Annotated in this window: 13 protein-coding genes; 7 read left to right on the top strand and 6 right to left on the bottom strand. The window is 74.1% G+C overall.

The window, feature by feature from the left end; genetic code table 11:
• Window positions 1–3 precede the first annotated feature (3 nt).
• The 3 genes from C8E97_RS14540 to C8E97_RS14530 all read left to right on the top strand — a co-directional run bounded on the left by C8E97_RS14540 (window position 4) and on the right by C8E97_RS14530 (window position 3,577).
• Window positions 4–1,515 (top strand): alkaline phosphatase D family protein, encoded by a 1,512-nt coding sequence (locus C8E97_RS14540; RefSeq protein WP_121005854.1) that lies wholly within the window; start codon window positions 4–6, stop codon window positions 1,513–1,515.
• A complete protein-coding gene (locus C8E97_RS14535; protein WP_121005852.1) occupies window positions 1,512–2,711 on the top strand; it encodes a hypothetical protein in 1,200 nt (399 codons plus the stop codon). The genes C8E97_RS14540 and C8E97_RS14535 overlap by 4 nt, the downstream gene beginning before the upstream one ends.
• 245 nt (window positions 2,712–2,956) lie before the next feature.
• On the top strand, window positions 2,957–3,577 hold the full coding sequence (locus C8E97_RS14530) for a DUF4360 domain-containing protein (protein WP_121005850.1): 621 nt from the start codon (window positions 2,957–2,959) through the stop codon (window positions 3,575–3,577).
• 348 nt (window positions 3,578–3,925) lie between these two features.
• On the opposite strand, the gene C8E97_RS14525 is transcribed toward C8E97_RS14530, so the two are convergent.
• The 4 genes from C8E97_RS14525 to C8E97_RS14510 all read right to left on the bottom strand — a co-directional run bounded on the left by C8E97_RS14525 (window position 3,926) and on the right by C8E97_RS14510 (window position 6,843).
• The gene (locus C8E97_RS14525; RefSeq protein ID WP_121005848.1) at window positions 3,926–4,282 is read right to left on the bottom strand and encodes a hypothetical protein; all 357 of its coding nucleotides are present in this window, start codon (window positions 4,280–4,282) and stop codon (window positions 3,926–3,928) included.
• A gap of 10 nt (window positions 4,283–4,292) precedes the next feature.
• Window positions 4,293–4,856: a TetR/AcrR family transcriptional regulator gene (locus C8E97_RS14520; RefSeq protein ID WP_121005846.1), complete on the bottom strand. Its 564-nt coding sequence runs from the start codon at window positions 4,854–4,856 to the stop codon at window positions 4,293–4,295.
• A 60-nt stretch (window positions 4,857–4,916) separates the two neighbouring features.
• The gene (locus C8E97_RS14515; RefSeq protein ID WP_121005844.1) at window positions 4,917–6,026 is read right to left on the bottom strand and encodes a winged helix DNA-binding domain-containing protein; all 1,110 of its coding nucleotides are present in this window, start codon (window positions 6,024–6,026) and stop codon (window positions 4,917–4,919) included.
• Window positions 6,027–6,258: 232 nt separating this feature from the next.
• Window positions 6,259–6,843 (bottom strand): DinB family protein, encoded by a 585-nt coding sequence (locus C8E97_RS14510; RefSeq protein WP_246018890.1) that lies wholly within the window; start codon window positions 6,841–6,843, stop codon window positions 6,259–6,261.
• A 92-nt stretch (window positions 6,844–6,935) separates the two neighbouring features.
• On the opposite strand from C8E97_RS14510, the gene C8E97_RS14505 reads away from it, so the two are divergent.
• Together C8E97_RS14505 and C8E97_RS14500 are read left to right on the top strand one after the other, a co-directional pair.
• Complete coding sequence (locus C8E97_RS14505) at window positions 6,936–7,991, top strand: helix-turn-helix transcriptional regulator (protein ID WP_121005840.1); 1,056 nt, start codon at window positions 6,936–6,938, stop codon at window positions 7,989–7,991.
• A 161-nt stretch (window positions 7,992–8,152) separates the two neighbouring features.
• Window positions 8,153–9,322, top strand: coding sequence for an NAD(P)-binding protein (locus tag C8E97_RS14500; protein ID WP_121005838.1), 1,170 nt, complete (start codon window positions 8,153–8,155; stop codon window positions 9,320–9,322).
• 164 nt (window positions 9,323–9,486) lie between these two features.
• Here C8E97_RS14500 and C8E97_RS14495 read toward each other — a convergent pair whose 3' ends face one another.
• Window positions 9,487–9,858, bottom strand: coding sequence for a peptidase inhibitor family I36 protein (locus tag C8E97_RS14495; RefSeq protein ID WP_147455116.1), 372 nt, complete (start codon window positions 9,856–9,858; stop codon window positions 9,487–9,489).
• Between the two features lie 462 nt (window positions 9,859–10,320).
• On the opposite strand from C8E97_RS14495, the gene C8E97_RS14490 reads away from it, so the two are divergent.
• Together C8E97_RS14490 and C8E97_RS14485 are read left to right on the top strand one after the other, a co-directional pair.
• Window positions 10,321–10,617, top strand: a complete 297-nt coding sequence (locus C8E97_RS14490; protein WP_121005835.1) for an ArsR/SmtB family transcription factor — start codon at window positions 10,321–10,323, stop codon at window positions 10,615–10,617.
• Window positions 10,614–11,003, top strand: coding sequence for a VOC family protein (locus tag C8E97_RS14485; RefSeq protein WP_121005833.1), 390 nt, complete (start codon window positions 10,614–10,616; stop codon window positions 11,001–11,003). Before C8E97_RS14490 ends, C8E97_RS14485 begins: the two co-directional genes overlap by 4 nt.
• A 50-nt stretch (window positions 11,004–11,053) precedes the next feature.
• Here C8E97_RS14485 and C8E97_RS14480 read toward each other — a convergent pair whose 3' ends face one another.
• The gene (locus C8E97_RS14480) at window positions 11,054–11,731 is read right to left on the bottom strand and encodes a hypothetical protein (RefSeq protein ID WP_121005830.1); all 678 of its coding nucleotides are present in this window, start codon (window positions 11,729–11,731) and stop codon (window positions 11,054–11,056) included.
• Window positions 11,732–11,961: the final 230 nt, after the last annotated feature.

Raw genomic sequence — 11,961 nt, 5'->3', positions numbered from 1 at the left:
CGTATGTCCCCACTGACACGGCGAACCCTGATCGCCGGCGGCATCGCCAGTGCCGGCGTCACGGTCCTCGCCACCCCGTCCGCAAGCGCCGTCGCCTACCCGTTCACGCTCGGCGTCGCGTCCGGTGAGCCCGCACCGGACGGCTTCGTGCTCTGGACGCGCCTCGCGCCCAGCCCCCTCGACCCCGACGGCCTCGGCGGCATGTCGGCCGCGAACGTCGCCGTGGACTGGCAGGTCGCCACCGACCAGCGGTTCACGCAGGTCGTGCGGTCCGGCGCCGTCACCGCCGTGCAGGCGTGGGCGCACAGCGTCCACGTCGAGGTCGACGGCCTCCAGCCCGGCCGGGAGTACTTCTACCGGTTCCGCGCGCTGGGGTTCGTCTCGCCGGTCGGCCGGGCCGTCACCGCGCCCGCGCCCGGCACCTCGCCCGCGCTGACGATGCTGTTCACGTCGTGCTCGCACTACGAGGCCGGCTACTTCACCGCGTACCGCCGCATGGCCGAGGAGAACCCGCACCTCATCCTGCACCTGGGCGACTACATCTACGAGGGCGCGGCGTCCACCACGAACGTCCGCAAGCACGCGCCCGGCCCCGAGATTTCGAGCCTGGCCGACTACCGCGTGCGGCACGCGCAGTACAAGACCGACCCGGACCTCCAGGCCGCGCACGCCGCCGCGCCGTGGCTGCCGGTCTGGGATGATCATGAGGTCGAGAACAACTACGCCGACCTGATCCGCGACGACGGCTCGCCCGCCGGTGACTTCCGGGCACGGCGGGCGGCGGCGTACAAGGCGTACTACGAGCACATGCCGCTGCGGGCCGCGCAAGCACCTGTGGCGGAGGACATGCAGCTCTACCGCCGCGTGCGGTGGGGCAGCCTGGCCACGTTCCACATGCTCGACACCCGCCAGTACCGCGACGACCAGGCGTGCGGTGACGGCACCAAGGTGTGCCCGGAGGCCGACGACCCGGCCCGCACCCTCACCGGCGCGGCGCAGGAGCGCTGGCTGCTCGACGGGATGCGGCAGCGGCTCGGCACCTGGGACCTCCTCGGCCAGCAGGTGTTCTTCGCGCAGCGGCTCGCGTCGGCGGACGGCGCGAAGTCGATGGACGGCTGGGACGGCTACAGCGCCAACCGCGACCGGCTCCAGCGCGGCTGGGACGCGGCGGGGCTGCGCAACACCGTGGTGCTGACCGGTGACGTGCACCGGTCGTGGGCGTGCGACCTGATGGCGGACTACCGGACGCAGGACCGGATCGTCGGCACCGAACTCGTCACCACCTCGGTGACCTCCGGCGGCGACGGCAACGCCGCCGACGACGCCCTGTCCAGCCTCAACCCGCACATCAAGTTCTACAAGAACCTGCGCGGCTACGTCCGCACCGTCACCACCCCGAGCCGGGTGGCGGTCGACTTCCGGTTCGTGGACAAGGTCACCACGCGCGACTACCCCGTCCGGACGTTGCGCAGCTACGTCATCGAGGCGGGCAACCCCGGATTGCAGGCGCCATGAAGAAGATCCTCGCCCTGACCGCCGCGCTCGGGCTGCTCTGCGCCGGCACCGGCACCGCGTCCGCCGCCGTGACCTGGACCACCGCCAACTCCACCGCGACCGGCGACCAGGACAACGCCGCCGTGTCGGCCGTCCGCACCGGGTACACGGCCGTGGTGTGGGAGGACGACCGCGACCCGGCGAACCCCGCCGACCCCGTGCACAGCGACGTGTGGATCAGGTTGTTCAAGGACGGCGTGTCGCGGTACGAGAAGAAGCTGTCCGCCGGCGGCACCGGCGACTGGCGGCACGTGCAGCCCGACGTGTCGCTGCACGACGACGGCAGCGCGGTCGTGGTCTGGTCGGAGGACCCGGACGGCAACGGGTACTACAACATCGCCGTGCGGGTCGTCCGGACCGACGGCACGATCGCGGGTTCGGCGACGGCCAACGCCTCGGTCGCCGGGCAGCAGAGCTCCCCGGCGGTGGCCGCCGACCCGGACACCGCCGGGTTCGCCGTGGTGTGGGAGGACGAGCAGTCCGCCACCGAGCCGACCGTGCGGGTGGCGGGTTTCGCGTCCGTGACGGCCAAGACCTACGAGGCGCAGGTGCACGCGGCGGGCGGCGCGCACCGGCGTCCGGACGTGGCGATGGGCGCGGCGGGCAACGCGGTCGTCGTGTGGGACGAGGACGGTGACGGCAACGGCTTCTCCAACGTCGGCCGCAAGGTGCTCACCCCGTCCGGCGGGGTGAAGCTCGCGCAGGGCGTCGTGAACGCGAGCGGCGGCGGGCAGCAGCGGCACGCGTCGGTGGCGGCGAACTTCGCCGGCGACTTCGTGGTGGCCTGGGAGACCGACCACACCGGCACCGCCCTGACCGGGGTCCGCTCGTTCGCGGCCGACGGCACCGCCCAGTCCACTGTGGACACCCTGGTGCCCGGCCTCGACCCCCAGGTCGGCATCGACGACCAGCGCGGCGTCGTGGTCACCTCGGTGGTCGCGTCCGACGTGCACACGCAGGGCCTCAACGCGGACGGGTCGGTCGAGGGCAGGCTGCCCCGGCAGGCCACCGACCGGACCACCACGGGACGGCAGGACGAGCCGGCGATCGGTGTCGACGCGTGGGGCCTGATCACCGTCGCGTACACCGACGACAACGACGGCAACGGGTTCGACCAGGTCTACCTCGGCACCGGCTGGCAGAACAGCGGCTGGTGACCCGGCGGTGGCGCGCGGCGCGCCCGACTCCTGCGCGCCGCGCGCCGCCACCGGTGGGCACCGCCTGCGCCGATCGGTCCCGCCCCGGTGCCGGCGAGCGGGCGCGAAGACCGTCCTCCCCCGCGGCGGCGGGCGCGTGCCGGGTTCCGCGCGGGATCGGCTATCCGGCGGAGTCACGCCGCGGACGTGCTCGCTACCGTCTGGTGCTGCCGCCGCCACCGAGCACGGATCGAGAAAGGCACCTCATGCTGACCACGGCAGCGGCTACCCTCCTGGCCCTCTCGACGGTGGTCCCGGCCACCGGGGCGGACGACCTCGACGAGCCCGCGCCCCCGACGCGGGTCGAGGTGGTCACCGTCAACGGGTCGGGCTGCCCCGCGGGCACCGCGAACGTCTCGACCGGCACGACGTCCTTCGAGGTCGACTACCGCGCCTTCTACGCCCAGGCGGGCGGCGGGGCGGACGCGGTCGACTCCCGGCGCAACTGCCAGCTGGGCGTCCGCGTGAGCCTCCCGCCCGGCTACACCTACGGCCTGTCCCGCATGACCTACGACGGGTTCACGCACCTGGAGGCGGGCGCACGGGCCCTGCACCGGGTCGACTTCCACTTCCAGGGCTCGTCGTCCGGCAAGACGCTCGAATTCCCGTACAGCGGCCCGATGAACGACGAGTGGCGCTCGACCTACCGGCCGACGCCGGGCGAGGTCGTGTACTCGCCGTGCGGCGACGACCGCAACCTCAACATCAACGCCGAGCTTCGGGTCGACCTCGGCACGTCGGACCGCGCCAAGCGGAGCCTCATCCTGGCGGAGTCCAGCCGCGGCACCGTGCGCGCGAAGTACGACCTCGTGACGAAGCGCTGCTGACGCCACGACGGCGCCGTCCTCCCGGCCGCACGTGCGCGCCGCGGTCCCGGCCCACCGGGCGGGTGGGGACCGCGGCGCCGGGTCACCGACCCGCGCGATCCCACGCCCGTCGACGCGCCCGGAAACGGCGGTGGTTTTCCCCGAGGACGTGCCGTCGCCCCACCGGAAACGGTGCTGCGCGTCATCGCCATCCAGCCCGATCAGCAACAGTCGTCGGTGGACCAGGGCGGTGGGAGCATCGGCTCGGCCGCCCGCCGGTGATCGTCCGCGATCCCGGTCGGGCGCACGGACGGCGGAGTGTCGCGCATGGCCCGGATCATCCGCGTGGACGGCCTCGACGGGGCCGGGTCACGCCCGGTGTGCCGCTCCCTCGACCAGTGCGACGGTGGCACGCGGGTCGTCGACCTGGAGCACCAGTCGGGCGTACCGCTCGTCGGCCAGTTCGATGACGACCGCCTTGGCCGGGTCGCGCACGTCCCAGAACACCCGGTCGCCGTCGATGTGGAAGGTGCCGGCCGTGATGACCCCCGGCAGGTGCGCGCCGGGCGCGCGGATGCCCTTGGGTTCCTTGGCGATACCGGGGTCGGCGGTGGCGCCCCGGACGTGGGCGAGCGGGATCGTCAGGCTGCTCTTGAGCGCCCACAGCTTGTTGAGCCCCTCGATCACCACGACCAGGTTGTCGCCGTCGATGTGGACCTGTGCCATGTCGTGCTCCTTATCGTGGAAGTGGTGGACGCAGGCGTCGGGCGAGCGCGGCGCCCGCCGCGCCGGGTTCGACGTGCGAGCCGCCCGCCTTGGCGCGCAACCGCAGGCCGAGCAGCGCCGCCGTGAACGCGGTGGCCAGCGCCGGGTGCTCGCCGTCGCCGGTGCCGGTGCCGGTGCTGTCGCCCAGCACCGTCCCGAGCGCCTCGTCGAGGGCGGCGAGGGCGCGGCCGACCTCGACGGCGACCTCGGCGTCGACGGGAGCGCGCTCGACCGCCGCCAGCAGCAGGAAGTCCAGCTCCGGGCCGGCCTCCGCCGCCAGGCGCGCGGCCTCGGCGGGGTCGGCGGCGCTGCGCAGGGCCTCGACGAGGGGCCGCACCTCGTGCTCCAGGCACCGGCGCAGCGCCGCCTGGTAGAGCCCGCGCTTGCTGCCGAACGTCTTGTAGAGGCTGTTGCGGTGCACGCCGAGGTGGGTGACCAGGTCGTCCACGGACACCCCGTCGTACGCCCGGCCCGCGAACAGCGCCGCCGCCGCCCGCACCACCTCGGCCTCGTCGAATCCCCTCGGTCGTCCCATGAGCAGACCTTAACCACTTGAGGAACGATCGGTCAAGAACGATCGTTCCTCAACGTGGTCTCACCGGGGTGACGTGGCGACCTCCACGCGGTCGCTGTCGTGGTCGGAGAGGAACGAGGCCAGGGCCCGCCCCTCGTCGGCGACGTCGGCGCGGTCGGCCCGAGAGAAGCCGCGCAGCGGTGTCACGACCACGGTGCCCGCCTCGACGCGCCAGGTCGCGGCCACCCGACCGGCCACCAGGACGACGCGCGCGCCGGCGACCGACAGGCCCCGGTGGGCGTCGTCGACGATCCGGCGGCGGTCGTGGTAGCCGAGCAGCGCGTTGTCGAAGGCGGGCAGGAACCGCACCGGGGCGGGCGTGTCCGGGTCGGGGCGCGGCGCGTCGGGCAGGTCGAGCAGTTCCCGGCCGTGCTCGTCGCGGAAGGAGACCAGCTCCGGGCGCAGCGCGGCGACGGCGGCGGGCAACCCGGCGAGACCGCACCAGGCGCGCAGGTCGGCCGTCGCCGCCGGGCCGAAGGCGGCCAGGTAGCGCCGCGCCAGCTCCCGGCCGACCGGGTCGGAGCCGTCCGCGGGCAGGGGGTCGACCTCGCGGCCCAGCCAGGACGAGAGCGGGGCGTTGCGCACGCCCGCCTTCGTGCGCCAGAGCCCGCGCGGCGGCAGCTGCGCCATCGGGACGAGGGCGGCGACCAGCATCTCCCCCAGCGCCCGCGTACCCGGCGTCGACCGATCACCCGCGACGGCCCGCGCGAGTTCGCCGGCCGAGCGCGGGCGACCGTCGGCCAGCACCGCGCGGCAGGCCGCCGCGAGCCCGTCGAGGTCGACGCCGTCGAACTCGCGCCGGTAGGCGCCGAGGACCCGCTGCCGCAGCATCGCGTCGTGCCGGGCGCGCCAGGCGAGGGCGTCGTCGGCGGTGACGAGGTGGACCGTGCGGCGCATGAGGTGCGTCCGCACCACGCGCCGTTCGAGCAGCAGGTCCGAGAGCGAGGCCGGGTCGAACCCGCGCAGCCGCGACCAGAGGCCGACGAACGGTTCCTGCGGCTCCTGCGCCTGGAGGCCGCCGAGGTGGGCGACGGCGTCGAGGACCGGCAGGTCGGCGCGGTCGAGCAGCAGTTGGCGGGCCAGCGTGGCGCGGTTGAGCGCACGGGTGTCGAGCACGGTCTTGGGTGGCATGTGAGAGCGCTCTCTTCTCGCACGGGAGGTTGGTGCACAGGCTGTTCGTACCGGTGGCGAACGGTGGGCGGGCGGCGATGGGCGCGGCGACGGCCGGCTCGACCGCCGGGCCGGATGGGGGCCGCCCCCATCCGGCCCGGCGGTCACCGAGCGGCGTCGTCCCGAGCGGCGTCACCCAGAACGGTGACGTCCTGGGTGATGACGGCCCAGGCGGTGGCCCACGAGGTGGCCCTCAGCTCGACTTCCGGCCGTCGAGCGACTCGCGCAGGATGTCGGCGTGCCCGGCGTGCTGGGCGGTCTCGGCGATGACGTGCAGGAGCACCCGGCGCACGCTGCGCACCGCGCCCGGCTCGTTCCAGGGCGCGGCCGGCAGCGGGTGCGCCACCGACAGGTCGGGCAGGGACGCGACGACCTCCCCGGTGCGGGCGGCGACCCGCTCGTACCGGGCGACGACCCCGGCGAGCGCCTCGCCCGGCAGCATCCGGAAGTCGTTCTGGTGGTCGATCGCCCACTGCGGGTACTCCCTGGCCGTGCCGGCCGCGAAGTCCGCCCACGTCACCCCGTCGGGCAGGTCGTAGCTCAGCGCCGAGGTGCCCTCGGCCGCGAACCGCACCCACGCCTCCTCCATCGACGCGACGTGCTTGACCAGCCCGCCCAAGCACAGCGCGCTGACCGTGGTCCGCTCGCCCGCCTGTTCGTCGGTGAGCCCTTCCGTCGTGGCGATCAGGGAGGCCCGCGCGACCGCGAGCTGGGCGAGCAGTTCGGTCCGCTCGGCGTCGAGGGCGGGGTCGGGCGTGGTGGTGCCGGTGGTGCTCACGTGGTCGTGCCTTCCGGTCGTTGTGCGGTGCGGGACCACCATCTCAGGGATAGCGGCCAGGTCCTGTCCGCTTCTCGGGCACCATCGGAGATGTGCACAAGACCTCCGCTCGGCTGCTGGCGTTGCTCTCGCTGCTCCAGGCGCGCCGGGACTGGCCGGGCGCGGAGCTGGCGCGGCGGCTGGACGTCAGTCCGCGCACCGTGCGCCGGGACGTCGACCGCCTGCGCGAGCTGGGCTACCCCGTCGCGGCCGTCAAGGGTCCCGACGGCGGGTACCGGCTCGACGCCGGGGCGGAGCTGCCCCCGCTGCTGTTCGACGACGAGCAGGCCGTCGCGCTGGCCATCGCGCTGCGGATCGCCACCTCCTCCGGGGCCGGCATCGAGGAGGCCGCCGCACGCGCGCTGCACACCGTCCGCCAGGTGATGCCCGCCCGGCTGCGCCACCGCATCGACACCTTCCGGGCCACCGCCGTCGAGCGGTCCGCGCCCGGCCGGGCGCCCCGGGTGGACAGCGGTGTGCTGACGGCGCTCAGCGCCGCCGTCCACGCCCGCGAGGTGCTGCGGTTCGACTACGCGGCCGGGTCGGAGCAGGGCGGGCAGGCCCCGCCGCGCCGCGTGCAGCCGCACCACCTCGTGGTCCGCGGCGGGCGCTGGTACCTGGTCGCGTGGGACCTCGACCGCGCGGACTGGCGCACCTTCCGCGCCGACCGGATCACCCCGCGCACGCCGACCGGGCCCCGCTTCACGCCGCGCGAGCTGCCCGGCGGCGAGGTCGGTGCGTTCGTGGAGGGCTGGTTCCGGGGCTCCGACGGCTCGGCGGGCACCGGCGACTGGCCCTGCCGCGGGGAGGTGGTCCTCGACCTGCCCGCCGCGACCGTGGCCCGCCGCGCCCCGGACGGGGTGGTCGAGGAACTGGGCCCGGACCGCTGCCGGCTCGTGCTGGGCTCGTGGTCGTGGACCGGCCTGGCCGCGGCGATCGGCAGGTTCGACGCCGACTTCCGGGTCGTCGGTCCCGCCGAGCTGGCGGACGCGTTCGCACGGCTGGCCCGCCGCTACGCCGCCGCCACGACCGCCGAGCCGCCGCCCGCCCCGCCGAACCGCACCCGTCGCGACGGGTCCCGGCAGCCGCCGGACGACGCACCCCGGTGACGTGCGGCCGGTCGGCGTGCGCCCGCGTCGTGCCGCGCCGACGGGCCACGACCGCCGAACCCGCACGACGGCCCACGCACCGGGAGAACCGCCTGTCACGTCTTACGGCGCTGTCTCGTCTCGTTGGTGCACGGGTTGCCGACAGGAGCACGGAGACGGAAGTGGCACGAGAAATCGTTGTGATCGGCGGCGGACTGGCCGGGCTGACGGCGAGCATCGCCTGCGCGGAGGCCGGAGCCTCGGTCACGCTGCACGAGGCGCACTCCACCCTCGGCGGCCGGGGCAGGACGACACCGCCGCCGTACGTGGCGCACGAGGGCGCGCACGTCTTCTACGCCGACGGCCCGCACTGGAGCTGGCTGGTCGAGCGCGACCTGGTCGGCGAACTCGCCAGGATCCCGGCCAGGGCGGCGCTGGTGGCGGGGTTCCGGTACGGCGGGAAGCTTCGTCGCCGCCCCTTCCCCGGCCTGCTGCGCATGGTCCGCGACCGGCGGCGGCCCGCGCCCGTGGACCGCGACTTCGCGAGCTGGGCGGGCGAGCGGTACGGCGAGGAGGCCGCGCGGGCGGCGGCCAACGCGATCGGCGTCGTGACGTTCGACGCCGACACCGGGCGGCTGTCGGCGGCGTTCGTCTGGGAACTGCTGCACCGCGTGTTCGCGCCCGCGCCGCCCGCGGTGCGGTACGTGGTCGGGGGCTGGCCCACGGTGTTCGACCGCATGGCGGAGCGCGCGCGGCAACTCGGCGTGCGGATCGAGATGAACTCCCGGATCACCGAGATCCCGTCGACGCCCACGATCGTGGCCACCGAGCTGGCCAGCGCCCGCGCCCTGCTCGGTGACGACTCGCTGGAGTGGGAGAGCGGTCGGTGCGTGATGCTGGACCTCGCGGTGCGCCGCGAGCGCGGCGACTTCTTCATCGTGTTCGACGCGGACCAGGGCGGGTTCCACGAGTGCTACACGATGCAGGACCCGACGCTCGCGCCGGCGGGCGAGTCGCTGTTCCAGCTCGACATGCCGATCCGGCCCGGCGAGTCACGAGCCGACGCGACGGCCAGGGTGGAGGAGCTGGCCGACCTCGCCGTGCCCGGCTGGCGGGAGCGCACCACCTGGAAGCGCACCGCCGTCGCGCGGGGGCGCAGCGGCGCGCTCGACCTGCCGGGCCGGACGTGGCGCGACCGTCCCGCGATCGTGCGCGGCGGTGACGTGTTCCTGGCCGGCGACATGGTGGCCGCGCCGGGGATGCGCGGGGAGATCTCCATGAACAGCGCCGTGATCGCGGCTCGGGAGGCACTGCACGCGGCCGGTGTCACCACGTCGGCCGCACGGCGCTGACCACCGCGGTGCTCTTCCGGAGTTCCGCCTCCGATCGATGTCGGCCACTGGCATCGGCCGGGTCCGGCACCGTCACCGAGCACCGCGGGTGCCCGGCGACCGTCGCCGACCCCGGCGTGCCGGCGCCCGCCCGCGCTCGTCGGGCGGGCGTCGGCGGTGTGGCGTCAACAGGCTTTCACGGAGCTGACCCGGTTGCGGATGTGGTCGGCGATCTTGCCCTGGAACTTGTCGGGGATCGTGTCGATCGGCGACTTGTAGCCCGCGTGCTCGTACAGGCACCACGCCTTGCCGCTGATGTTGCGCGCCGAGTAGACGTGGTCGTTGAGCTTGCCGCCGGAGATGCCGCCCAGGTCGTAGGCGCCCTTCCGCAGGGCCAGCCGCGGCGGTTCCCCGTTCTCGCCGTGGTAGATGCAGAACGACGACGCCTCGCACTCCCAGTTGGCCGGCACGGCCGAGGCCGTCGTCGCCGGCACGGTGAGGGCCGTCGTCGCGCCGAGGGCCAGGGCCGCGGCGGTGATCGCGCGTCGGATGCGCATGGTTGTCTCCCCCTTCGGGTGGTTCCGACCGGTGCACGCCCGGCCGGTGTGGCGTGGGGACCCGGCCGAGTGCCGGGAGAGCGCCCGGGTGGCGTCACCCACGCCGTGACATCGTGCGTGGTCGGCGGAGGCGGGGTGGACGGGGTCCAGCGAACCGTCCACTCCGGACGCCGGCCGGCGACCGGACCACGTCCGGGGCGGTGGCGCGACGAAGAACCCCCTTGGCACGCCTCGGGTATCCGACCCGGAGTGCCCAGGACCGAGGCTAGGCCGGCCGCCGCCGGGACAAAACCATTGCCACCCGATCGGGCAGTGGCACTGACGGGCGGTGAAGCGAACGACCCTTCCCGGCTCGGATACCACCGCATCGGGTAAAGCGCAGCGATCGTCGGTCACGCCCGGACACCGACGACGACCACCGCCGCCTTGACAGGCAAGTCACCACTTGCCTATAACTGTGCCGTGGACGCAGACGTCGACCTGTTCAAGGCGATCGGTGACGCGACGCGACGCACCATCCTGGACGAGCTGACCGAAAGGGACGGTCAGACACTGTTCGAGATCTGCGGCAGACTGGCGATGAAGCACGGCTTGGCGCTGTCGCGCCAGGCCGTCTCGCAGCACCTGGCGGTGCTCGAACAGGCAGGTCTGGTGCACACCCGGCGACAGGGCCGGTACAAGTTCCACCACCTCGACACGAGCCCGCTGCGCTCGATCGTCGAGCGGTGGCCCATCGACCGAGAGGAACCGAACCCGTGATCCGCATCAACATCACCAGCGTGCTCGTCGACGACCAGGCCAAGGCGCTGGCCTTCTACACCGAGAAGCTCGGCTTCACCAAGAAGACCGACGTGCCCGCCGGCGGCGCGCGCTGGCTCACCGTGGTCTCCCCCGCCGACCCGGATGGCGTCGAGCTCCTGCTGGAGCCCGACGGCCACCCGGCGGCGGGCCCGTTCAAGAAGGCCCTGGTCGACGACGGCATCCCGTACACCCAGTTCGCCGTCGACGACGTCTACGCCGAGGTCGAGCGGCTCAAGGGGCTGGGCGTCGAGTTCACCCAGGAGGCGACCGACCTGGGCCCCGTGGTCACCGCCGTCCTCGACGACACGTGCGGCAACCTGATCCAGATCGCCACGTTGAAGTAGTCACCCCGGCCGGCCACCTCCCGACGGCCCCGGAGCGGGGCGGTGCGCGGTCAGGACACGCCGCACCGGCTCAGCCACGGGCCGAAGTGGTCGGCCACGACGCCGGCCAGACCGCCCACGCTGAGGCTGCCGTCGACCTCGACCACGCGCAGGCCGTGTTCCCGCGCCCGCTCCACCACGTCCTCGGCCGGCAGGCGGTCACGGGCGACCCGGTTCGCCCGCGCCCGCCGCGGGTCGCTCACCGGGGCGGACACGTCCGCCGCCCTCGGCAGCTCCCGGAGCCGGCGCTGCCGGAACGCCTCGGTCGGCACGAGGAACACGGCCTGGCGCGGGTCGGCGAGCAGCGGTGCGACGAGTTCCGGTCGCAGGCCCCACCCCTCGGCGACGAGCGGGCGACCGCTGGACAGGGCGCGCAGGTCGTCGAGCACCATGCCGAACCGCTCGACGTGGCCGCGCTTGCAGTTGTCCGCCATCTCCTCCGGCGACGGGCGGACCCAGTTCGTGTCGGGGTCGTGCGCCTGCAACACCTGCCAGGCGTGCCGGTGCGGGTAGCGGCCCGCGTGGGCGAGCGCGCGGTCGTAGTGGCCGCGCGCGTCGTGGAAGTCGTAGTGGTACGCCGTCACCCCGAACCGGCGGGACAAGAGCCATGCGACGCTCGTCTTGCCGGCCCACTGCGCGCCGCCGATCCACAGGACAGTGCCGAGTTCACCAGAAGGTCCCCACCTCATGACCGCAAGGGTGACGGTCCCCGCGACCCGGATCAAGTCTTGTTTTTGCTGGTCAAAGGTGGTTGAGTAAGACCTGTCGGAAATGCGGTCCCCACCTCGTTCCCGACCCGGTGGTCGGCTCGCCGACCACCTCGGGCCCGGCGTCGGCCGTCGGCGAGCGCGCCCGCGACCGGCCGACCCCGCCCGTCCACAGTGGACGGTGGTCCGACCCCGGCGCACACGGCACACGT

This window comes from Saccharothrix australiensis, assembly GCF_003634935.1.
GTDB classification, from domain to species: Bacteria; Actinomycetota; Actinomycetes; order Mycobacteriales; family Pseudonocardiaceae; genus Actinosynnema; species Actinosynnema australiense.
This window is presented reverse-complemented; position numbering and strand designations above follow the sequence as displayed.

What these genes read in the sequence shown, in the direction of transcription:
- C8E97_RS14540 (WP_121005854.1), top strand. Translation starts at nt 4, where the DNA reads ATGTCCCCACTGACACGGCGAACCCTGATCGCCGGCGGCATCGCCAGT.
- C8E97_RS14535 (WP_121005852.1), top strand. Translation starts at nt 1,512, where the DNA reads ATGAAGAAGATCCTCGCCCTGACCGCCGCGCTCGGGCTGCTCTGCGCC.
- C8E97_RS14530 (WP_121005850.1), top strand. Translation starts at nt 2,957, where the DNA reads ATGCTGACCACGGCAGCGGCTACCCTCCTGGCCCTCTCGACGGTGGTC.
- C8E97_RS14525 (WP_121005848.1), bottom strand. Translation starts at nt 4,282, where the DNA reads ATGGCACAGGTCCACATCGACGGCGACAACCTGGTCGTGGTGATCGAG.
- C8E97_RS14520 (WP_121005846.1), bottom strand. Translation starts at nt 4,856, where the DNA reads ATGGGACGACCGAGGGGATTCGACGAGGCCGAGGTGGTGCGGGCGGCG.
- C8E97_RS14515 (WP_121005844.1), bottom strand. Translation starts at nt 6,026, where the DNA reads ATGCCACCCAAGACCGTGCTCGACACCCGTGCGCTCAACCGCGCCACG.
- C8E97_RS14495 (WP_147455116.1), bottom strand. Translation starts at nt 9,858, where the DNA reads ATGCGCATCCGACGCGCGATCACCGCCGCGGCCCTGGCCCTCGGCGCG.
- C8E97_RS14480 (WP_121005830.1), bottom strand. Translation starts at nt 11,731, where the DNA reads ATGAGGTGGGGACCTTCTGGTGAACTCGGCACTGTCCTGTGGATCGGC.